Consider the following 22,466-nt stretch of genomic DNA (forward strand, 5'->3'; position numbering starts at 1 on the left):
TAACTTTATTTTATACCTTAATTAATAGTAAATCTACTTTCATTTATTATAATACATAAATTATTGTGTATTTTTCTTTCAACAAAAAATTCTTAATTATTACACATCCAATGTGGTATTGATACTCTATCATTTTCAATTAACTGTGAGTGTAATAAATCTTTCTTTTTAGCTAATTCTCTCCTAGCAGAATTTATACTTAATAATTCTTCTGCTTCTCTTATACTCTTAGCCTTAAAAACCATTGTCCATCCATCTTTATTATATTTTCCTGCACACATAACATATTTATCTTTATTTCTATTTATTCCATTCATACTATCATAAATAAAACTATTAAGCTCTCCGATATTTTTATAATTAACTTTTACGAATATTCCTCTATTACCTTTCATACCGCACCTCCGAACAAATGTTCATTTCTTAACTAAAGAATATCAGAACATTCGTTCGAAGTCAACATTTTTTTGGTTTATTTTACATAATAATTGGATTTTTATTCATGTTAAATTGTTATTATAAAAAAAGAGGATGCTTTTACATCCTCTCTTCAATACCTAAGGCATAATTAACTTTTAACTAAATTTCAGCTATATTAAATACTTCTAAATCTCTCTTATCAATTTCAGATACTTTAACATCAGCAATGGCCCTTAATGTATCTAATGCTGTAATAACTCCGATATTTCTCTCGATAGCAGCTCTTCTAATTAAGAATCCATCTCTCTTAGAGTCATTACCCTTAGTTGGTGTATTAACAACTAAATCAACTTCCTTATTCTTAACAATATCTAATATGTTTGGCTCATCTTCATTAAGTCTTCTTACCTCTTCTGCATGAATACCTGCTTCTCTTAATAATTTACAAGTACCCTCTGTTGCTATAAATCTATATCCAGCCTTAGCTAAATCTTTAGCTATTGGTAAAAACTCAGCTTTATTATGTTTGTTTATTGTAGCTAATATTTTTCCTTTTTCCATTGATGGATACATTCCACCACCAACAAATCCTTTATATAAAGCTTCTTTAACATCTCTACCTACACCTAAAACTTCTCCAGTAGATTTCATTTCAGGTCCTAAAGATACTTCAACCTTTGGTAACTTTTGCGTTGAGAATACTGGAACCTTAACAGATACTAGTTCTGGTTCTGGATAAACATTTACTCCATATCCTAAGTCCGCTAATTTTTCTCCAAGCATAACTTTAGTAGCTAAATCTACTATTGGAACTCCACTTACCTTACTGATATATGGAACTGTTCTTGAAGCTCTTGGATTAACTTCTATTACATAAAGGTTTCCTTCAAATTCTATGAATTGAATGTTTATCATTCCCTTTATTCCTATAGCTAAAGCTAATTTTTTAGTATAATCTAAAACTTTTGCTTTTATTTCATCACTGATATTTTGACTTGGATACATTGTTACAGAGTCTCCTGAGTGAACCCCAGCTCTTTCTAAATGTTCCATTATACCAGGTATTAAGATATTTTCTCCATCAGATATAGCATCTACTTCGATTTCTCTACCCATTAAGTACTTATCTATAAGAATTGGATTCTTCTTATCCTTCATGAATGCATTCTTTAAGTAGTATGTTAACTCTTCTTCATCGTGAGTTATCTCCATACCTTGACCACCTAAAACATATGAAGGTCTAACAAGTACTGGGAATTTTAATCTTCTTGCTTCTTCTATACCTTCTTCTAAAGTCCAAACACCTTTACCCTTAGGTCTAGCTATATTAAACTTTTCAAGTAATTCTTCAAACTTTTCTCTATCTTCAGCCATATCAATTTGATCTGCTGTAGTTCCTAAAGTTTTGATTCCTTTTTCCTTTAAGAAGTTTGCAAGCTTAATTGCTGTTTGACCACCGAACTGAAGAATAACTCCATATGGATTTTCTTTTTCAATGATGTTTAATACATCTTCTTCTGTTAATGGCTCAAAGTAAAGTTTATCTGATATATTAAAATCTGTACTTACTGTTTCTGGGTTATTATTAACTATTATAGTTTCAATTCCCATTTTCTTTAATGCCATTACACAGTGAACTGATGCATAGTCAAATTCTATCCCTTGACCTATTCTGATTGGTCCTGAACCTATTACTATAACTTTTTTCTTATCTGATACTTCAACTTCGTCGTATTGCTCATAAGTTGAGTAGTAGTATGGTGATAATGCTTCGAATTCTCCACCACAAGTATCAACCATCTTATAAGCAGGCTTTATATTCCAAATACTTCTTAATCTATAAATATCATCTGGACTAACCTTTAACATGTCAGCTATAGCTTTATCAGAGAATCCTTTTCTCTTAAGGTTTAATAACCATTCTTTATCTAAATCATCTATTTTGCTTAACTTCAATCTAGTTTCTTCATGAACTATCCATTTGAATTTTTCTAAGAAGAATATATCTATTCCAGTAATCTTAGCTATACTTTCAATTCTATAATCTCTTCTTATCATTTCTGTAAGAGCAAATAATCTTTCATCATCTGGCTTCATTACAGCTTCTTTTAATTCTTGTATGCTCATTTCTTTAAACTTTGGATGGTCTAAAGAATATTTTCCTATTTCTAAACTTCTGATACCTTTTAATAATGCTGACTCTAAGTTAGCACCTATAGCCATTATTTCTCCAGTTGCCATCATCTTTGTTCCTAAAGCTCTATCAGCTGTAAAGAATTTATCGAAAGGCCATTTTGGAATCTTAACTACTACGTAGTCTAATGTTGGCTCAAAGCATGCATAAGTTTTTTGAGTTACTGCATTTTTAATTTCATCTAATCCGTATCCTAAAGCTATCTTAGCTGCAAGTTTTGCTATTGGATATCCAGTAGCCTTTGATGCTAAAGCTGAAGATCTAGAAACTCTAGGGTTAATTTCTATAACTGCATATTCAAATGAATTCGGATTTAAAGCAAATTGTACATTACATCCACCTTCGATACCTACTGCATTAATTATGTTAATTGATGCAGTTCTAAGCATTTGATATTCTTTATCTGATAAAGTTTGAGATGGGGCTACAACTATACTATCTCCTGTATGAATACCTACTGGGTCAATATTTTCCATATTACATACAGTTATACAGTTTCCATAAGAGTCTCTCATTACTTCGTACTCTACTTCTTTCCAACCTTTAACTGACTTTTCTAGTAAAACTTGCCCTATAGTACTTAATTGTAATCCTGATGCAAGAATAGTTCTTAATTCTTGTTCATTTTCAGCTATTCCACCACCAGTTCCTCCTAATGTATAAGCTGGTCTTACTATAACTGGGTAACCAATTTTGTTTGCAAAAGCCATTCCCGCTTCCATATCAGTTACTATTTCAGATGTAATAACTGGCTCATTGATTCTGTGCATCATATCTCTAAATAACTCTCTATCTTCACCTTCTTTGATAGAAGCTATTGATGTTCCTATAACTTTAACGTTATATTTTTCTAATATTCCTGCATCATGTAAATCAACTGCTAGATTAAGTCCTGTTTGACCTCCCATACCGGCAAGTAAGCTATCTGGTCTTTCTTTTGCTATTACTTTTTCAACGAATTCTAATGTTAATGGTTCTATATAAATTTTATCTGCAACTTCTCTATCAGTCATAATAGTAGCTGGATTAGAGTTAACTAATACAACTTCTATTCCTTCTTCTTTTAACGCTTGGCATGCTTGAGTTCCTGAATAATCAAACTCTGCAGCTTGCCCGATAACTATTGGTCCTGATCCTATAACTAAAACTTTTTTAATATCTTTATTTAATGGCATTTTCTAAACCCTCCTATAGTGCATATTCCATAAATCTGTCAAATATATATTCACTATCCTTTGGACCTGCTGCAGCCTCTGGATGGAATTGAACTGAGTATATTGGTAAAGTAGTATGTTTCATACCTTCTATTGTTCCATCATTGATATTTATATGTGTTGCTACAACTCCTTCTGGTAATTCGTCAACTACATACCCATGATTTTGAGAAGTAATATGAACTCTGTTTCTTTCTAAGTCTTTTACTGGATGGTTACATCCTCTGTGTCCAAACTTCAACTTAGTAGTTTTTCCGCCTAAAGTTAATGCTAATAATTGATGTCCTAAACAAATACCAACTATAGGTTTAACTCCAACAATCTTCTTAATATTTTCTATTACAGTTCCTAAATCCTCTGGGTCCCCAGGGCCATTTGATAAAAATACTAAATCAGGATTTACTGATAATACTTCTTCTGCAGTAGCTGTCATTGGGAAAACTGTTATTTTACAATTTCTCTTTTTGAAATTTCTTATTATATTAGATTTTATTCCAAAATCCATTATTGCAACATGCTTGCCAGTTCCATCAATTGTGTAAGTTTCCTTTGTTGAAACTATACTAACTGCTTCTTTATTTGAAAAAGCTTTAATCTTTTCTTCTACTTCTTCTAAGTTTTCATGTTCTAATGAAATAATTCCTTTCATAGTTCCATTATTTCTTAAAACTTTAGTTAAAGCTCTTGTATCTATTCCTTCTAATCCAATTATTTTATTTTGTTTTAAATAATCTTCTAATCCAATTTCACATCTAAAATTATTTGGGAAGCTACATTTTTCTCTTACTATAAATCCTCTTACCTTTGGTGCCTCTGATTCATTATCCTCTAAATTTATTCCGTAGTTTCCTATTAACGGATATGTCATAGTTACAATTTGTCCATAGTATGATGGATCTGTTAATACTTCTTGATAACCAGTCATTCCTGTTGTAAATACAACTTCTCCTACGCTATCTTTTAAATATCCAAATGCCTTACCTTCAAAAGTCATACCATTTTCTAATATAAGCCTTGCTTTCATTCCTAGCCCTCCTGAAATTTATGTATATAACAGCTAAAAATACACTTTCTAAAAGCTCCTTAACTTTAAATATAGTTTACCTATTAAATTCACCATATATTAGTGAAAATAACAGAAAAGGATAGTAGGGAGACATTTAACTATGTAATCTCTCCATACTATCCTTATAATATTTAAAATTAACTTTAGAAAATTCCTTTGATAAATCGATGTAACTATTGCTATTTACGTATAACATACCTACATACTCCTTTCTGGCCTCTCTGGACCAATTTAAAGTGTACTTTTTAACTAATTAACTTATTCTATATCTTTGTATATTATTCTATATGGCACACGAATTAATGTCAAGAATAAAATAGTCATATTCGTCACTTTTTGTATAATTAGTTAATCTAACACCTTTATTTCAAATATTTAGCTGTTTATTTTTATAATTATACATTTCTTCAAATATTTATGCAATAAAGTTATATTTTTATAAATATTTAAAGATAAAGCTATTGAAAGTGTTAACCTCAATAGCTTTATCCAATATTAAAATTTGCAATTATTTTAATTCCTGTAACCATTTTATTATAAATTCAATAGGATTATCATCATTACTAGGTGCTAGATATTTTGATCTTTTCTTTAGTTTCTCACTGCCATTGCTTATACAAAATCCATAGTGAGCTTCTTCTAATAATTCAACATCATTCATATTATCCCCAACAGAAATTATCTTAAATTCCTCAAGTCCCTTATGTACTACTAGTTCTTTTAAAGCTTGTCCTTTTGATACTCCCTTTGGTATTATTTCTAAATATACATCTGAACTTCTTACAATATCTTTATCTCCATATGTTTCTCTTAAATATGTTTCAACAAAATCTAATTCTTCTCTTTCCCCTACAATCAAGGCTTTAGTCCATTTCTTATTCCAGATACTATCATCAAGATTATAAATTACATCATAACCTAGCTTGCTAAATCTTTCTGTCTTTTTACATGCTTGATAAATATATACTATTTCGTCACTATATATTTCTATTCCTACATTAGGATTAATTTCATTAACTACTCTAATTATTTCTTTTCGCTCTTCTTCTAAAAACTTTTCCCAAATTACTTCATCATTATTAAAATCATAAACTTTTGTTCCATTATACATAATTACAGGAAGTGTAACCTTCATTTTATGAATATGTCTCTTTATAGAAGGTAACATACGTCCGGTAGCTAAAGTAAATTGTCCTCCATTATTTACAAAATACTCTATAGCATTTTTATTTTCCTCCGATAATTTTCCTTTACTATTTAAAAGTGTTCCATCCATATCTGAAACTAATAAATATCCATCAAAAATCCCCATATTTTTCTCCTTTATTTTCTATTAGTCTTTAGTATTATCTTTCTTGAAATACTTCTAGGTAAAATCTTGTTTCCCATAACTAATAATCTATTTTTCATTCCTGGAATTATAATGAGCTTTCCTTTATTAAAATCCTTATAGCAAACCTTAGCTACCTCTTCTGCATCCATTAAATACTTCTTAGCAGCTTCACTTTTCTTAATACCAGCCTTACCTTGGAAACTGGTCTTAACTGGTCCTGGACAAAGACACGATATCTTTATTCCATTATCTTTATATTCTTCATATATAGCTTCTGTTAAGTTAAGAACATATGCTTTTGATGCATAATATGCAGCCATTCTTGGCCCTGAACAAAAAGCTGCAGTAGAAGCAACATTTAAAATTCCCCCATTTTTACACTCTACTATTTTAGGTAAAAAATATTTTGTTAATTGCGTTAATGCCTTTATATTTATATCTATTAACGCTTCTTCCTTTTCCCACTCAATATCATTAAAATCTCCAAAGGTTCCTATACCAGCATTATTAACTAAAATATTTACATTTAATTTATTTATTTCTATATAACTAAATAAACTTTTAATATCTTCACTACTTGCTAAATCCAATCCTAGGATTTTTATATCTATATTATATTTTAATAATTCATTCTTTACAGATTGTAATTTAATTTTATTTCTAGAAACTAAAATTAAATTATGTTTATCTTTTGCAAATAACTTTGATAATTCATAACCTATTCCTGTAGATGCACCTGTTATTAACGTATATCTTATATTACTATCAGTCATAGCCCCCTCCTAATCTCTGTACTATATATTTTAACTTTTTATTTTTATTATAAAATATTCTTAGAATAAAATTATATATTTTATTTAATAATGTCAAAAGTAATTAAGTTAATCAAATCTAAAAATAGCCTTATAAAGCTACATATTAATGTATCCTTATAAGGCATAAAAAGAAATCTTTAATTTGTGCTAATAATTCTCTTCTTTTATATTTTTTCATCCTATCATATTTCCTCATATCAGAAGCAATACCATAAGCATCAATTCCTAATTTTCTTGCAATATATATAGCCCTTGGTAAATGATATCTATTGGTTGATATTATTGCACTTTCTATATTAAACACTGTTTTTGCTCTATACATACTATCAAATGTACAGAATCCACAATTATCGATAAGTAAATCCTGTTCTCTTATATTTGCTTTAGTGTAATTATTCATAATCCAATTTTTCATAACCTTAAGTTCATTATAGCTTTCTCCACTATTATCTCCAGTTAATAAAATTGTTTTACTTATTCTTCTTACATATACCTTAGCTCCGGTATCTAACCTATCTGCTAATATATCACAAGGATTTCCATCAGGTCTTACTCCCGCTCCTAAAACAATTACTGTATCACAATCTATCGGAAGGTCTTTCATGTCTAAAATGTACTTTTGTCCATATCTATCCATTACTACTAAAATCTCAAGAACAATTAGCACTATCATTAAACAAAAAATCAATACATAAGCCATATATTATTCCTTGTCGACTATTTCTACTACTATATGATATGTATTGACTCTTTTATTTGTACACTATTTTTTATAATTCTATTTTCATCTTAACATGCGGAATATTTACTTCATCATAAACATCTGATACAACTTTGAAGCCTACACTTGAATACATTTCTTTTACATACTCTTGTGCAGATAATACGACTATATTTTCATCTAAATTATTTTTAATAAATTCCAAAGCTGCTTTTATCATCTTTTGTGCTATACCTTTTCTTCTATGACTATTAAGTACTAAAACTCTACCTATTGAAATATGTTCATATCCACTTCCCTTAGGCACAATTCTACTATAAGCAACAATTCTTTCATTTTCTTTTAACATTACATGATGACATACTTTATCTTTATCATCAAAGTCCTGTTCTTCAGTGATTTCTTGCTCACAAACAAAAACTTCAAACCTTGATTTTGCAATTTCATACATCTCATCAACTGTTAATTCGTTAAACTTCTTTATTTCAAACTTCATAACCTTCTCCTCCCTTCTTATATAGAAACTCTCTATTCGCTTCGCTCATAGGAGTAAGTTCAAGCAACCAAATTACCAAGTAGGTAACTTCCACTAACTAAATCATAGATTTAGAGTGTCAGTTAAAATTTGGGCTTTTTATCTGAAACTCTCTATTCGCTTCGCTCATAGGAGTAAGTTCAAGCAACCAAATTACCAAGTAGGTAACTTCCACTAACTAAATCATAGATTTAGAGTGTCAGTTAAAATTTGGGCTTTCACTTATCTAATTTGGCCATTTCCATAGATAATATATTTAATAGTAGTAAGTTCCTTAAGTCCCATTGGCCCTCTTGCATGAAGTTTTTGAGTACTAATACCTATTTCTGCTCCAAATCCAAACTCTTCACCATCAGTAAATCTAGTTGATGCATTTACATAAACAGCTGCTGCATCTACCTTTTGTAAGAATTTTTGTGAATTTGCATAATCCTTAGTAACTATAGCTTCAGAATGTCCTGAACCAAAATGATTAATAAGGTTAATAGCTTCATCTATATCTTTAACTACTTTAACACCAATTATATAATCTAAATATTCATTATACCATTCTTCATCATTTGCCTTTATTATTGAAGCATCATAAGCAATTGAAGATTCATCCCCTCTAATTTCTACTTCCTTCTCTTTTAAAGCATTTAAAATTATTGGCATAAATTCCTTAGCTATCTTTTCATGAACTAATAGCTTTTCAGCTGCATTACATACTGATGGTCTTGAAGTCTTTGCATTTAAAACTATATTTTTAGCCATTTCAAAATCTGCATATTCATCAACATATATATGACAATTACCTGTTCCAGTTTCAATTACAGGTACAGTTGCATTTTTAACTACTGCTTGAATAAGCCCTGCTCCACCTCTTGGAATTAAGACATCTATATAGTCTTTTAATTTCATCATTTCAGTTGCAACTTCCCTGCTAGTATCTTCTATTAATTGAATTGCATCTTCTGGAAGATTTACAGACTTAAGACCAGCTCTTAAAACACTAACTATAGCCTTATTAGAATTAATAGCTTCACTTCCACCTCTTAAAATAACTGCATTACCAGCTTTAAAACAAAGTCCTGCAGCATCACTTGTTACATTTGGCCTTGCTTCATATATTATTCCTATAACTCCTAAAGGAACTCTTTTTTGACCTATTTGTAATCCATTAGGTCTAGTCCACATTCCTAAAACTTCTCCAACGGGATCCTGAAGTGCTGCTACTTGCCTTAATCCATTGGCCATTCCTTCTATTCTTTCTTCATTTAAAGATAATCTATCAAGCATAGATTTAGATGTACCTTTTTCTACTGCTGCTTGTAAATCTATTTTATTAGCATTAATAATTTCTTCTTTATTATTAACTAAAAAATCAGCCATTGCATTTAAGCCTTTATTTTTTTCTCCTGTACTCAAATTTCCTAATATAAAAGAAACTTCTTTAGACTTTTTACCTTTAATAATTAATTCACTCATTTTTATTTAGCTCCTCCCTATAATTATTTTCTTATAAACAATGTTCCAATCTCTTTTCCCTCAGTAATTTCTAATAATATCCCTGGATTATCTCCGTTAGCTAATATCATATTACATCCTGCATTTATAGCTCTTTTTGCTGCAGTTAATTTTGTAGCCATTCCTCCTGTCCCAAGTGAACTTCCTGCACCACCTGCACAAGCTTCTAATTCAGGTGTAATTTCTTCTACAGTTTTTATAAGTTTAGAATCTGGATTCTTTCTTGGATCTGAATCGTAGAATCCATCTATATCAGATAATATAATTAATAAATCTGCTGATACTAGTTGTGCAACTATTGCAGATAAATTATCATTATCACCAAATCTAACTATATTTTCTATCTCATCTATAGCAACAGTATCATTTTCATTAACTATTGGTATTATTCCATTTTCTAATAAAGTTTCAAATGTATTAACAACATTTTCTCTTATATGATCATCCTCAACAACATCTCTTGTTAAAAGAACTTGACCAACAACATGACTATATTCTCCAAAAAATTTACTGTATATATGCATAAGTTCACATTGTCCTACTGCAGCTACCGCCTGCTTTTCTTTTATACTTGTTGGTTTTTCTTTTAATTTTAGTTTATTAACTCCAACACCAACTGCTCCAGATGTAACAAGTACAACTTCTTTTCCTGAATTCATTAAATCTGATAGTACTCTTGTTAATTTTTCAATTCTTGTTAAATTTATATTTCCATTATCATAAGTAAGAGTAGAGGTTCCTACCTTAACTACTATTCTATTACATTCTCTTATTTGCTCTCTATAATCCACTTCACTCATCTCCCTAATCTTAGATTGTTATCTCTATATTATAATTATCTTTATTCTTATTTACCATAAAAATTTCCTTTACATTTATAACCTTAGTTTCCTCTTAAAATGATTTCTAGTTATAAAGTTGAATAAAAGCCTTATAAAATTTAATATTTTTGCATAAAAATTAAATTTTATAAGTTTTTTTTAGATTTTTATGCATAAAAACTATTGATTTTTAATATTCTTGCATTTAAAATGAACATGTATTAATACTTATAAAAAATTTATGTATATAAATATAAAGGAGACAAAATGGAAATTTCGAATTTAAAACCATTTGATAATAATAAAGTTACCTTAAAAGATAACTTAAAATTTATAATACCTTCTATAATTGGTATCTTATTATTTATGATTCCAATAAAGCACGAAGGTGATGTAACAATTCCAATTGCTATTTTTTCTGGAATGTTGGTAGATTTCCTTGGGGAATATATAGTATACATAATCACCGGAACATTAGCTATCTCTGCTGTACTTAGTTTAATAACTACATTATTTAAACCTAAATTTATTACTAATAATAAATTATTAAACTCGCTTTTTAGTACTACACCTTTATGGTTAACAGCTAGAGTTCTTGGTGGAATATTTGGAGTTCTTGCAGCATTTGAAATAGGTCCTGAAATGATAATAAGTGCAGATACTGGTTCATTTGTATTACATGATCTTTTAACTGTATTATTCTCTATATTTTTATTTGCAGGATTATTTTTACCACTATTACTTAACTTTGGATTACTAGAATTCTTTGGTTCTTTATTAACAAAAGTAATGAGACCTTTATTTAAATTACCTGGTCGTTCATCAATCGATTGTATTACTTCTTGGTTAGGTGATGGTACTTTAGGTATAATGTTAACTAACAAACAATATGAAGATGGATTTTATACTGAAAGAGAAGCTGCTACTATAAGTACTACATTCTCTGCGGTTTCAATTACATTTAGTTTAGTTGTAATAAATACTGTAGGACTTGGAAATATGTTTGTACCATTCTATTTAACTGTTACATTTGCTGGTATAGTTGCAGCAATAATAGTTCCGAGAATTTATCCATTATCAAAAAAGAAAGATACTTATTATAATGGTGAAACTAAAAAAATAGACGAATCTATTCCTGAAGGATATACTTCTTTATCATGGGGATATGAACAGGCTATAGCAAAAGCAAGAAAAAATTCTAGTATAAAAGAATTCTTTACTGATGGTTCTAAAAATGTTTTAGATATGTGGATTGGAGTTCTTCCGATTGTTATGTGTATGGCAACAATAGCTCTTATAATAGCTACTTATACTCCAGTATTTAAGATTTTAGGATTACCATTTGTTCCAATACTACAATTATTACAAGTACCTGAAGCACTTCAAGCTTCTCAAACATTAGTTGTTGGTTTTGCTGATATGCTATTACCTTCAGTTGTTGCCTCAACAACAATAACTAGTGAAATGACAAGATTTATAGTTGCTGCAGTGTCTGTAACTCAGCTTGTATATATGTCTGAAGTTGGTGGAGTATTACTTGGATCAAAGGTTCCAGTAAACATAAAAGAATTAATTGTAATATTTATAGAAAGAACATTAATAACTTTACCTGTTATAGTTCTAATTGCAAATTTCATTTATTAAAATATTTAAGCTATCCTTTTAAGGATAGCTTATTTTATTTTAAATAAAAAGAAGCAAACATAATGTTTAACTCCTAAATCCTTGATATGGTGACCTGTAGGGGAATCGAACCCCTGATTTCACCGTGAGAGGGTGACGTCTTGACCTCTTGACCAACAAGCCATTGTAAATTATTTACTTTACAATATTAATATTACCACATCTCACGAAAATATACTAGATATTTTTTCCATTTTTTTAAAATTATTTATTTAATAATATATAATTTATTTCTTAACTCGTAGCTTTCTAAACCTATTATAGGCACTTATTAATTCTTGTTTCCTTACAGTAGCAAGACTTCCATATCCACCTTTTGTTCTATCAATATTCATAAGATTATCATTTATATCCTCAATTACTTTGTCTGCAATTTCAATTAAAGTTAAATCTTTTCCCATTAAATTATTTTCAACATATTTCATTATGACACCTATAGTATTTAATTGTTCACTATCTACAATCTGTTCAATAGCTCTTAAGTCTATATTATCTTTATTAATAGAAAGTCCATCTTTACCTAGAGTTTTTATTTTAATACCTTTTGGCCCAGACTCTATAGTTCCCTTAAGTATTACTCTATTAAAATTAATATTAATATCTAAATCCTTACTATGATCTTTATTTCCTTTACTTAAAGCTTTAGCCTTTTTCGTAACTTCAAAAGGTTCATAATTATCCATTTGAATAACTAAATCTGCAATATCAAAAAAGTCTCCTGAACTACCTGCAACTAATATAGTTGATATACCCTTTTTATTATAAAGACTTCTTGCAACATCAATAAATGGAGTTATTGGTTCTTTATCCTTTGCTACAAGCTGTTGCATAATAGTATCTCTAATCATAAAGTTAGTTGCTGAAGTATCTTCATCAATTAAAAATACTCTTGTTCCACTTTCAATTCCTTCAACAATATTAGCTGCTTGAGATGTACTTCCACTTGCATTCTCTGTATAGAATCTTACTGTATCTTTTCCATTAGGAAGGTTATTTATAAATAATGATATATCTGTTCTAGTTATTGCTCTTCCATCTTCAGCTCTAACTTTTAAAGCACTATCATCAGTAATAACAAATTCTCTACCATCACCTTCAATATGATTATATACACCAAGTTCTAATGCTCTAAGTAATGTTGATTTACCATGATATCCACCACCAACTATAAGCGTTATTCCTTCTGGTATTCCCATTCCCTTTATAATTCCTCTATTTGGCGTATTAAACTCTATTTCTAATTCTTTAGGTGATATAAATTTTTTCCCATCTTTTAATGGTTTTTGTGATACTCCACTTTCTCTTGGCAAAATAGAATTATTAGCTACAAATGCAACTAATTTCCTCTTTTTAAGCTCACCTCTAATAAATTCTTGATCTTGAACTAAGTTTATTCTTTCATTTAAAGCTTTATTGCTTATATTAGTATAAATTAAAGTATTCTCTATTATATTAGGTAGAATATTAAATAATATCTTTTCTAATTCAGCTGATAATACACTTCTTCCTCTTGCAGGAAATCCTACATAAAATCTTGCTTCAATTTTTTCATTGTCTATTACTATTGAAGTTCTTTCTAATATCTGTTGTGGGCATCTACTTATCTCTAAAAGTCCACTCTTACCTGAACCAAATATTTTTTCATCATATTTATATATATTTTTGCTAAATAATCTAGTCAAAAAATCGCATAGTGCAGTTTTCTTATATTTCTCATTAAACAATTGCCCTGGAAATTTATTAATCTTATTTTCTACTATTACCCTAACTCTTGATGGTGATGCAAATGGATCTCCTTGAACATGATCTATGCTTAATATATAGTTATTAAATTTATATTGTCCCTCTAAATCTTTATATGACTTATATCCTCGGCCATTGATTCTATCTAGTTCTCTTTTTAAATCACTTGCATTTTTCATATATTACTCCTGTTCAGCAAAAAATTCATCAATTAATTTTTCACTCATTCTTCTATACATATTACTCATATTTACTAAAGAACATAACAATAAAAATCTTTTTTCAAATTCATTATTCAATACTTCATTTTCATCAATTTTATTATTTATATTTTCAATTTTATTAATAACATCTTCTTTAAAATTATTTTCATCATTTATGCATTCCTCTAAAAAGCAAGAGTATAATTCTCTTAATGGATAATTTTCTTCTTCTGATTTATTTATAATCTTATCTAAAGAAAGCTTTATATCATTAATAGATAATGCCCCCTTTAAATTATAAATTAAAGACATTAATATTATATGCTCTTTTGAATACTTCTTATTTTTTATTGGTAATAACAACTTACCTTTGGCATAATTATTAATCATAGTTTTTGTTAATATCTTTTCATCTTCTTTTCTTTTTTGCTCACTTAACTTTGATTCAAATAATTGTATTACTTGATCCATGTATAAATCAATCTCTGGTATTTCATCTAACTTTATATTACTTTCCAAGTGTAAACTATTTAATATTTCTAATGTATCCATAGTATCCTCCACATAGTTTTAAAAACCATATCATATCATTTCTACATTTAATAATAATAGCATTTACTAATATTTGCAAGAATATTTGATGTAATTAATGATAATTTCCTTAAATCCCCTATTATAAACTTTGACTCTTTTGCACATATAACAAATAATATTAATATAATATCATATAGTTTTAAAAGCTATATGTTGAATTGAGAGGTGTTTATTTATATGTACAAAAAATTAAGAGAACCTATTAACTCTATTACTCATCTTGCTGGAGCTGGCTTATCTTTACTTGCTTTAATAGCAATGTTAAATAAAACTATATCATCAAATGCTTCTAGTATTGCAATATTGTCAGTAGCTATTTTTGGAATTAGTTTAATTCTTTTATATATAACGTCTGGAACTTATCATGGAATAATTTCTAGTGAAAAGGTAATTTCTACTTTTAAAAAACTTGATCACTCAATGATTTTTGTTTTAATTGCTGGATCTTATGCTCCATTCTGTTTACTTTCTATTGGTGGTAAATTCGGCATTACAATGTTTCTAATAATGATCACTCTTGCTATTGCAGGAATTATATTTAAACTTTGTTGGTTTAATTGTCCTTGTTGGGTTGATAGCGCAATGTATATTGGAATGGGATGGGCTGCTTTGTTTATGATTGAACCTTTAGCTACTATTCTGCCTGGAATAAGTTTATTTTGGTTAGTTCTTGGTGGAATTCTTTATACAATTGGAGGAATTATTTATGCCACTAAATCTAAAAAACTAACTATAGGTAATTGGGGCTTTCATGAAATATTTCACATTTTCATATTACTTGGTAGTTTAAGTCATTTCATCTGTGTATATACTTATGTAATATAATTAAATTTATTTATGAGAGGTTTATATAATGCTTAATCTTAATTTATATGAAGAAGGTATCGAAGTTGGAATAGAACGTGGTCAATACTTACTGCTAATTAAGTTATTACAAAAAAAGTTATTTAATATAATAAACTTATTTTAAGCCGAAACTATTCGGCTTTTTTCTTTTTTATTACACATTTAAATATTATTTCTTTTTTTCGATATTAAATCATTTTATGTATATAAAATTTTTACAATGATTTTTTTCGCAGAATTCTCACTAATTCACTATCTTAATATTGCATATTTTTATGAAAAGATAAAAACTTTGTGTTATAATATCGGAAGAATAAGAAATGAAATGAGGTATGTTGAGTGATAAATGTTTTAAATGTAAGTTTAAGATACGGGTCTCGTAAATTATTTGAAGATGTTAATATCAAATTTACTCCTGGTAACTGCTACGGTGTTATTGGTGCTAACGGAGCTGGAAAATCTACATTCTTAAAAATATTATCTGGAGAAGTTGAACCAAATACTGGTGAAGTTATAATTGCTCCAAATACAAGAATGTCTGTTTTAAGTCAGGACCATTATAAATATGATGAATTCCCAGTTTTAGAAACAGTTATAATGGGTAATGAAAGACTACATACTATAATGAAAGAAAAAGATGCTTTATATGCTAAACCTGACTTCTCAGATGAAGACGGAATTAAAGCTGCTGAATTAGAAGGTGAGTTTGCTGAGTTAAATGGTTGGGAAGCTGAATCTGAAGCATCATCTTTATTACAAGGTTTAGGAATCGGAACTGATGCTCACTATAAATTAATGTCAGAATTAACTGGTGCAGAAAAAGTTAAGGTATTACTTGCTCAAGCTTTATTTGGTAATCCAGGAATATTAATTCTGGACGAGCCTACTAACCACTTAGATATTAAATCAATTAAATGGCTTCAAACTTTCTTAGGTGACTTTGAAGGTACAGTTATAGTTGTATCACACGATAGACACTTCTTAAACGAAGTTTGTACTCACATGGCTGATGTTGACTTCGGTAAGATTAAGCTATATGTTGGTAACTATGATTTCTGGTATGAATCAAGCCAATTAGCTACTCAAATGGCTAAAGACCAAAATAAGAAAAAAGAAGAAAAAATTAAAGAATTACAAGACTTCATCGCTAGATTCAGTGCTAATGCTTCTAAATCTAAGCAAGCAACATCTCGTAAAAAGTTATTAGAAAAAATTACTTTAGATGATATCCAACCATCAAGCAGAAGATATCCATTCGTTGGGTTCAAACCTGAAAGAGAAGTTGGTAATGATATATTAGTAGTTGAAGGATTATCTAAGACTGTTGATGGAGTTAAAGTTTTAGATAACGTAAGCTTTAGAGTAAATAAAGATGATAAAATTGCTTTTGTTGGAAATGAAATTGCAATTACAACTTTATTTAAGATAATCAACGGAGAAATGGAACCAGATGCTGGTGAATTCAAATGGGGTATCACTATAACTAAAGCATACTTCCCTAAAGATAACTCTGAATTCTTTAACGATTGTACATTAAGCTTAGTTGACTGGTTAAGACAATTCTCTGAAGAAAAATCTGAAAGTTATATCAGAGGATTCTTAGGAAGAATGTTATTCTCTGGAGAAGAAGCTTTAAAAGAAGCTAACGTATTATCTGGAGGAGAAAAGGTTAGATGTATGCTTTCTAGAATGATGCTTTCTAGTGCAAATGTATTAATTTTAGATGGTCCTACTAACCACTTAGACCTTGAATCAATTACAGCTGTAAATAATGGATTAAAGGATTATAACAGTAATGTATTATTTGCTTCTCATGACCACCAATTCGTTCAAACAGTTGCAAATAGAATTATAAGAGTAAATGATGATGGATCTATCTTTGATAGAACTATGACATATGATGAATTCTTAGAAAAATTCGGTGAATAATAGGAGAGCCAGTAATACTGGCTCTTTTATTTAATTGCTAAACCATTAAACATTATATCTACAATATTTTTCATAGTATTTTTATAATCTAGGTTTTCTTTATGTAAATTATTATCTTCAATTAAAATTCTAATACTACCAATTAAAACACTCTTCATAAGGGATAAATTTACTTTTTTAATTAATCTCTCTTCAATGCATTTATTTACTAGTATTTCTGTTGGTTTCCAGCATATATCTAATCTATTAATTATTTTTTCATAAATATTAGGATAAAACTTCTTTATTTCATGTATCTTTGTATAATCAATAGTATTATATGAAGTTGGAATTATTGTTAATAATCGCTTTAACTTTTCTAAATCATCTATACTAGTATCTTCAATTATTTTATGTCCTTGCTGTTTAATTGAATCAAACACCTCATCAACTAATAAGCTTAATAATGTTTCTTTACTATCTATATTTTCATAAAGTGTTCTTTTACTAACTCCTAACTTGTTAGCAATATCATCCATTGTAAATTTAACACCTTTTTCCCTAAAAATATCTATAGTCGCATTTATTATTTTTATTTCTAAGCTCATATTATCCTCCACAATTTAACAAACTACTTCCTATGAATTATTCTATAGTTTTAAGTTTATACTTTCAAATAATTTTTCTATTATATTAATGTTAATAAACTATTAAAAGAAAATATGTTAATATATTATAAGAATATTATTGTATTTTTACTTATAATAATATTTTTCTTAATTACAATAATTAATATGAGGTAAATTTATGATACAAATTTATAATAGAAAAACAAATAAATATGATACTGAGAATGTTGCTGGTGGAAAGTACATAAAATGGGCTTATGAGTCACCAATAGGTAAAAGCTTTGTTGAATTATTTATAAAAAGAAAACTTTTTTCCAAATTATATGGTAATTATTGCGATAGTAAATTTAGTACTAAAAAAATTAACTCATTTATTAAAAACTTTAATATTGATACTGATATATTTACTAATGATCCTTCTGATTTCAAAAGTTTTAATGACTTCTTTATTAGAAAACTTACTCCAGAAGCTAGGCCTATTAATAAAGATAAAAATATCTTAATCTCTCCTGGTGATGGACGTTTATTAGCTTATACTGATATTGATATAGATTCTTTAATTCAGGTAAAAGGAATTACTTATAGCCTATCTGAATTAATAGAAGATAATCCTATTGCAAATGAATACGTTGGTGGTACTTGCTTAGTTTTAAGGTTATGTCCTACAGACTATCATAGACTACATTTTATTGATAATGGTATTCCTGAAAAATCAAATATAGTTAAAGGAAATTATTATTCAGTTAACCCTACTGCTTTAGAAAGAGTTCCTAAATTATACTGCCAAAATAAACGTGAATGGTCTATTTTTCATTCTGAAAATTTTGACGATGTAATTCTTATGGAAATAGGTGCAACTTGTGTTGGATCTATAGTTCAAAGTTATGAACCTAATAAAAAGGTTGCTAAAGGTGATGAAAAGTCATATTTTAAGTTTGGTGGTTCTACTACTATTCTTTTCTTTAAGCCAAACACAGTAAATATAGATGACGATATACTTATTCAATCATCCTTTGGCTTTGAAACAAAAGTAATCATGGGAGAAAAAATAGGAGAAAAATCTAACTAAAGTGCTTTGCACTTTAGTTATTTATTATATTCTTAATTTCTTTAATGAATTTTTCTTCGTTTCCATCAAAAATAATCAAATAAATCCCCATTTCTTTTGCTCTTGTTCTTACTGGAGATTTTATTGGCTCTTTTGTAGCTACTAATATTTTATAAGAATTTTCTCCTCCAAATTTAGTAGCATATACATTTAATTCATTTAATGCCATTTCATTATATTTATCACTATCTTTACAGGAAATAAAAATTGGAACTGAATCTTTTACTGCAACAACATCAAGTTCATTTCTAACAGATTGATTTTCATCATTCCATAAAAACATTACTCCATTTTTAGATTCGTCTATCTCTTCAATACTATTAATTAATTTATTTGTTTCTATTTCTAACCATGTTCCACTTTTAAATATAAAGGCTTTTAAGTACTCATTATTAAAGTTAACAACTACTCTATTTTTTTCTTTCTTATAACTAATCTCATTCATCTCTTTAAATTTAGATAATATTTTATCTAATAAATTAATTTCTTCATCTTCTAAGGTTTGAGTATGAATATATATTCTTTGTGTTTCATTGCTATCATGTTCAAATATACTTGATTCGTATAATTGTTGCTTATACTTATGCCATAATTCTAAATTGCTAGATATTTTTTCTGCAAAGTAAATTAAATCTTTTTTATTACATAACTCTGAAGAATCTTCAATAATTTTTCCTCCTGAGGCTTTAACAATATCATCAATCTCTAGATCTTCAAAAGTTTTTTCATATATTTTTATATTATCCTTAAATTCATATATAATTTTCTTCTTAATATTTATATATAACGCTATAAGTTTTTCTTTTATACACAAATCTAATAAAATTAAAGAATTTATTCTTTTTCCCCCAGTTAAGTTAATTAAGATATTTCTATTCTTTTCTTTTAATCTACTTATTATCTTTTCTAACCTTTCTTTATCTCCTTCTTCAACAAGTAATTCTTCAATTTTAATTTTTTTAAAATTTTTTTCATAATATAATCTAAGTGTTTTCATTTTTTCTTCTGAGTCTTTATCTTTTATGAAATAAACTAAATTTGGCTTAAATTCTTGAGTTGCTAGGATATTACTTTCATTATGCTCATCTACTTGATTTATCAATATATCAATCATATATATCTACCTCTTTATTCTAACTCTAAAAATAGTTTTCCTAGTAACATAAAATTTTATAATAAAAAAAGAACTGTTGAAATTCAACAGTTCTTTTTTGGCAGAGCGTAAAGGAATCGAACCCTTAATGCGCCGTCCGTAGCGGCGTGTTATATCCGTTTAACTAACGCTCCATAGTGTTAACAACTCTATGTTAACACAAAAATTATAATTTATCAACAATTAAAATTTTTTACATTTAATTAATTACTTTCTATGTTTTGCTTTTCATTATTTAAAAATATATAGCTTAACCCAAACATTAATATAATTCCACCAACTAAAATAAAATATCCACCAATTGGATATATTAAATTAATTATTGCTGGTAATGTAACAGCATATAATGAAAGATTAAATAACTCTCTATAAGATATCTTTCTATTTCCAATTAGATTGCTTAATAAACCTACTAATGAAATTAATAATGCTTGACCTTCCTCTTCTTTTATAGGAGATGCTTTAAAATCTAATATTCCATTTTTCATCTCAAATTGAACTTCATCTTGATTTAAAATCATTTTTGTAGTTTTTTCTAAACCAGAAATAACTATAGCACTCATAGCCCCTTGAATAACTCCAATAATCAAAGCAAGTACTAAAACATATAGAAATGCTTTACTTAATTTTTCTTTATATAGATAAACATATTTTTTAGGATTAATACTAAAAATAAATGGCTTTGTTTTAATAAACTGTTGATATTTGATTAACCTCTATAAATATGGTTATAATATAATATATAGCGACTATTTAGGAGGTTTTTTCATGCCAAGAGTTAATAATGTTATTCAACAAGTTTCACAATTAAATACATATGAGCAAGGTAAGGTATTTGAATTTTTGAAGAATGTATTGATGTCAAATATAATTACTAACTCTGTAAATGAAGAAATCGCTGAAAATAGATTTAATAAGGGAAAGTGTTGCCCTTTTTGCAATCATGACAAAATATCTAAGTATGGAAAATATCATGGTAAAAATGGTGTTAAACAAAGATATAAATGTCAGAATCCAGATTGTAAAAAAACTTTCAATGACTTTTCAAAGTCTCCAGTTTCAAGTAGCAAAAAGGGAATAGATAAATGGTTACTATATGCCCAATGTATGGTAAATGGTAATACAATTAGGCAATGTGCCGAAATCGTTGAAATTAACATTGCAACTGCTTTCTTCTGGAGACATAAAATTATAGACGCAATTAGAAAGTTTGTTGGCTACGGTTCTCTTGAAGGTGTTATTGAGCTTGATGAAACCTACTTTGCTATTAGCTATAAAGGCAATCACAGTAAAAGTTCTAATTTTACTATGCCAAGGGAGTCGAGAAAGCGTGGTAAAGAAATAAATACAAGAGGTATATCCAAGGAATTCGCCTGTGTGTTATGTGGTGTAGATAGATTAGGAAATATCTATACTGGTCTAATATGTGATGGTAGACCTAAATATACTGATATAGATAGAGCTTTATCAGATGTTGTTGAATCAAATTCTATATTATGCACTGATAAGCATAGGAGTTATATCCATTTTGCAGCTCAACATAACTTAGAATTACATCAAATTAGAGGTGGAAGAAAAACTGTAGATGTTTATAATATTCAAAGGGTTAATGCTTTTCACAGCAGTTTAAAAAGATGGATAAATAAATTTAATGGTGTCTCAACAAAATACTTAACTAATTACCTATTCTGGTATAAATGGAGTCAACTATTTAAAACAGAAATTGAAAGAAATAAGCCTAAGAAATTCTTTATTCATGCTAACTCAACACATTCTATATCTTTAATAAAGGACTTTAAGATAAGAAGACCAATATATGTATAAAAGGTAAAATTTGTTTTTATTTTACTGTTTTTAGTGTACAATAAATATAATGATTGATGAACAATCGTTATATAGAACTAAATCGCTAAAAGCGACGGCTGGATTAAGTGATTATTAAAAGTTTATATGGAAAAAATAAGAAGTGAAGTT

19 protein-coding genes and 2 tRNA genes are annotated in these 22,466 nt (G+C 28.1%); 5 read left to right on the forward strand and 16 right to left on the reverse strand.

What is annotated here, in order from left to right; genetic code table 11:
* Window positions 1-92: 92 nt before the first annotated feature.
* From I2E98_RS10045 to proB, 9 genes are all read right to left on the reverse strand, one after another.
* Complete coding sequence (locus I2E98_RS10045; RefSeq protein WP_195468783.1) at window positions 93-395, reverse strand: hypothetical protein; 303 nt, start codon at window positions 393-395, stop codon at window positions 93-95.
* Between the two features lie 184 nt (window positions 396-579).
* Window positions 580-3,789: a carbamoyl-phosphate synthase large subunit gene (carB, locus tag I2E98_RS10050; RefSeq protein WP_195468784.1), complete on the reverse strand. Its 3,210-nt coding sequence runs from the start codon at window positions 3,787-3,789 to the stop codon at window positions 580-582.
* 13 nt (window positions 3,790-3,802) lie between these two features.
* A complete protein-coding gene (locus tag I2E98_RS10055; protein WP_195468785.1) occupies window positions 3,803-4,852 on the reverse strand; it encodes a carbamoyl phosphate synthase small subunit in 1,050 nt (349 codons plus the stop codon).
* Between the two features lie 550 nt (window positions 4,853-5,402).
* Window positions 5,403-6,206: an HAD family hydrolase gene (locus tag I2E98_RS10060; RefSeq protein ID WP_195468786.1), complete on the reverse strand. Its 804-nt coding sequence runs from the start codon at window positions 6,204-6,206 to the stop codon at window positions 5,403-5,405.
* Between the two features lie 11 nt (window positions 6,207-6,217).
* A complete protein-coding gene (locus tag I2E98_RS10065) occupies window positions 6,218-7,000 on the reverse strand; it encodes an SDR family oxidoreductase (RefSeq protein WP_195468787.1) in 783 nt (260 codons plus the stop codon).
* 145 nt (window positions 7,001-7,145) lie between these two features.
* Window positions 7,146-7,742, reverse strand: coding sequence for an ElyC/SanA/YdcF family protein (locus I2E98_RS10070; RefSeq protein WP_195468788.1), 597 nt, complete (start codon window positions 7,740-7,742; stop codon window positions 7,146-7,148).
* 70 nt (window positions 7,743-7,812) lie between these two features.
* On the reverse strand, window positions 7,813-8,259 hold the full coding sequence (locus I2E98_RS10075; RefSeq protein WP_195468789.1) for a GNAT family N-acetyltransferase: 447 nt from the start codon (window positions 8,257-8,259) through the stop codon (window positions 7,813-7,815).
* A 261-nt stretch (window positions 8,260-8,520) separates the two neighbouring features.
* Window positions 8,521-9,765, reverse strand: coding sequence for a glutamate-5-semialdehyde dehydrogenase (locus tag I2E98_RS10080; RefSeq protein WP_195468790.1), 1,245 nt, complete (start codon window positions 9,763-9,765; stop codon window positions 8,521-8,523).
* 23 nt (window positions 9,766-9,788) lie between these two features.
* The gene (proB, locus tag I2E98_RS10085) at window positions 9,789-10,595 is read right to left on the reverse strand and encodes a glutamate 5-kinase (protein WP_195468791.1); all 807 of its coding nucleotides are present in this window, start codon (window positions 10,593-10,595) and stop codon (window positions 9,789-9,791) included.
* A 297-nt stretch (window positions 10,596-10,892) separates the two neighbouring features.
* Between proB and I2E98_RS10090 the strand changes: the two genes are divergently transcribed.
* Entirely contained in the window at window positions 10,893-12,269 is a 1,377-nt protein-coding gene (locus tag I2E98_RS10090) for a YjiH family protein (RefSeq protein WP_195468792.1), read from the forward strand.
* 87 nt (window positions 12,270-12,356) lie between these two features.
* Here I2E98_RS10090 and I2E98_RS10095 read toward each other — a convergent pair.
* The 3 genes from I2E98_RS10095 to I2E98_RS10105 form a co-directional block, all read right to left on the reverse strand.
* Window positions 12,357-12,431: transfer RNA gene (locus I2E98_RS10095), tRNA-Glu, on the reverse strand.
* 104 nt (window positions 12,432-12,535) lie between these two features.
* Window positions 12,536-14,230: an ABC-ATPase domain-containing protein gene (locus I2E98_RS10100; RefSeq protein ID WP_195468793.1), complete on the reverse strand. Its 1,695-nt coding sequence runs from the start codon at window positions 14,228-14,230 to the stop codon at window positions 12,536-12,538.
* 3 nt (window positions 14,231-14,233) lie between these two features.
* On the reverse strand, window positions 14,234-14,806 hold the full coding sequence (locus I2E98_RS10105) for a DUF1836 domain-containing protein (RefSeq protein ID WP_195468794.1): 573 nt from the start codon (window positions 14,804-14,806) through the stop codon (window positions 14,234-14,236).
* 219 nt (window positions 14,807-15,025) lie between these two features.
* Here I2E98_RS10105 and I2E98_RS10110 point away from each other — a divergent pair, with 219 nt between their 5' ends.
* Both I2E98_RS10110 and I2E98_RS10115 read left to right on the forward strand, forming a co-directional pair.
* Complete coding sequence (locus I2E98_RS10110; RefSeq protein WP_195468795.1) at window positions 15,026-15,673, forward strand: hemolysin III family protein; 648 nt, start codon at window positions 15,026-15,028, stop codon at window positions 15,671-15,673.
* Between the two features lie 360 nt (window positions 15,674-16,033).
* Window positions 16,034-17,623, forward strand: a complete 1,590-nt coding sequence (locus tag I2E98_RS10115) for an ATP-binding cassette domain-containing protein (RefSeq protein WP_195468796.1) — start codon at window positions 16,034-16,036, stop codon at window positions 17,621-17,623.
* Window positions 17,624-17,649: 26 nt separating this feature from the next.
* Here the strand turns inward: I2E98_RS10115 and I2E98_RS10120 are convergent, their stop codons facing one another.
* Complete coding sequence (locus tag I2E98_RS10120) at window positions 17,650-18,210, reverse strand: TetR/AcrR family transcriptional regulator (protein WP_195468797.1); 561 nt, start codon at window positions 18,208-18,210, stop codon at window positions 17,650-17,652.
* A 199-nt stretch (window positions 18,211-18,409) separates the two neighbouring features.
* Here I2E98_RS10120 and I2E98_RS10125 point away from each other — a divergent pair, with 199 nt between their 5' ends.
* Window positions 18,410-19,300 (forward strand): phosphatidylserine decarboxylase, encoded by an 891-nt coding sequence (locus tag I2E98_RS10125; RefSeq protein ID WP_195468798.1) that lies wholly within the window; start codon window positions 18,410-18,412, stop codon window positions 19,298-19,300.
* A 13-nt stretch (window positions 19,301-19,313) separates the two neighbouring features.
* Here I2E98_RS10125 and I2E98_RS10130 read toward each other — a convergent pair whose 3' ends face one another.
* The 3 genes from I2E98_RS10130 to I2E98_RS16195 form a co-directional block, all read right to left on the reverse strand.
* On the reverse strand, window positions 19,314-20,453 hold the full coding sequence (locus tag I2E98_RS10130) for a DUF1887 family CARF protein (RefSeq protein WP_195468799.1): 1,140 nt from the start codon (window positions 20,451-20,453) through the stop codon (window positions 19,314-19,316).
* A 98-nt stretch (window positions 20,454-20,551) separates the two neighbouring features.
* Window positions 20,552-20,626 (reverse strand) — tRNA-Arg (locus tag I2E98_RS10135).
* 69 nt (window positions 20,627-20,695) lie between these two features.
* Window positions 20,696-21,202: a DUF1189 family protein gene (locus I2E98_RS16195; RefSeq protein ID WP_347708029.1), complete on the reverse strand. Its 507-nt coding sequence runs from the start codon at window positions 21,200-21,202 to the stop codon at window positions 20,696-20,698.
* A gap of 58 nt (window positions 21,203-21,260) precedes the next feature.
* On the opposite strand from I2E98_RS16195, the gene I2E98_RS10145 reads away from it, so the two are divergent.
* Window positions 21,261-22,316, forward strand: coding sequence for an IS1595 family transposase (locus I2E98_RS10145; protein WP_195468801.1), 1,056 nt, complete (start codon window positions 21,261-21,263; stop codon window positions 22,314-22,316).
* Window positions 22,317-22,466 lie beyond the last annotated feature (150 nt).

It is taken from the genome of Clostridium sp. D43t1_170807_H7 (assembly GCF_015555905.1).
Classification (GTDB): domain Bacteria; phylum Bacillota; class Clostridia; order Clostridiales; family Clostridiaceae; genus Clostridium.

What these genes read in the sequence shown, in the direction of transcription:
- I2E98_RS10060 (WP_195468786.1), bottom strand. Translation starts at nt 6,206, where the DNA reads ATGGGGATTTTTGATGGATATTTATTAGTTTCAGATATGGATGGAACA.
- I2E98_RS10055 (WP_195468785.1), bottom strand. Translation starts at nt 4,852, where the DNA reads ATGAAAGCAAGGCTTATATTAGAAAATGGTATGACTTTTGAAGGTAAG.
- I2E98_RS10090 (WP_195468792.1), top strand. Translation starts at nt 10,893, where the DNA reads ATGGAAATTTCGAATTTAAAACCATTTGATAATAATAAAGTTACCTTA.
- I2E98_RS10045 (WP_195468783.1), bottom strand. Translation starts at nt 395, where the DNA reads ATGAAAGGTAATAGAGGAATATTCGTAAAAGTTAATTATAAAAATATC.
- I2E98_RS10130 (WP_195468799.1), bottom strand. Translation starts at nt 20,453, where the DNA reads ATGATTGATATATTGATAAATCAAGTAGATGAGCATAATGAAAGTAAT.
- I2E98_RS10080 (WP_195468790.1), bottom strand. Translation starts at nt 9,765, where the DNA reads ATGAGTGAATTAATTATTAAAGGTAAAAAGTCTAAAGAAGTTTCTTTT.
- I2E98_RS10125 (WP_195468798.1), top strand. Translation starts at nt 18,410, where the DNA reads ATGATACAAATTTATAATAGAAAAACAAATAAATATGATACTGAGAAT.
- I2E98_RS10070 (WP_195468788.1), bottom strand. Translation starts at nt 7,742, where the DNA reads ATGGCTTATGTATTGATTTTTTGTTTAATGATAGTGCTAATTGTTCTT.
- I2E98_RS10145 (WP_195468801.1), top strand. Translation starts at nt 21,261, where the DNA reads ATGCCAAGAGTTAATAATGTTATTCAACAAGTTTCACAATTAAATACA.
- I2E98_RS10120 (WP_195468797.1), bottom strand. Translation starts at nt 18,210, where the DNA reads ATGAGCTTAGAAATAAAAATAATAAATGCGACTATAGATATTTTTAGG.
- I2E98_RS10100 (WP_195468793.1), bottom strand. Translation starts at nt 14,230, where the DNA reads ATGAAAAATGCAAGTGATTTAAAAAGAGAACTAGATAGAATCAATGGC.
- I2E98_RS10110 (WP_195468795.1), top strand. Translation starts at nt 15,026, where the DNA reads ATGTACAAAAAATTAAGAGAACCTATTAACTCTATTACTCATCTTGCT.
- carB (WP_195468784.1), bottom strand. Translation starts at nt 3,789, where the DNA reads ATGCCATTAAATAAAGATATTAAAAAAGTTTTAGTTATAGGATCAGGA.
- I2E98_RS10105 (WP_195468794.1), bottom strand. Translation starts at nt 14,806, where the DNA reads ATGGATACATTAGAAATATTAAATAGTTTACACTTGGAAAGTAATATA.
- I2E98_RS10075 (WP_195468789.1), bottom strand. Translation starts at nt 8,259, where the DNA reads ATGAAGTTTGAAATAAAGAAGTTTAACGAATTAACAGTTGATGAGATG.
- I2E98_RS10065 (WP_195468787.1), bottom strand. Translation starts at nt 7,000, where the DNA reads ATGACTGATAGTAATATAAGATATACGTTAATAACAGGTGCATCTACA.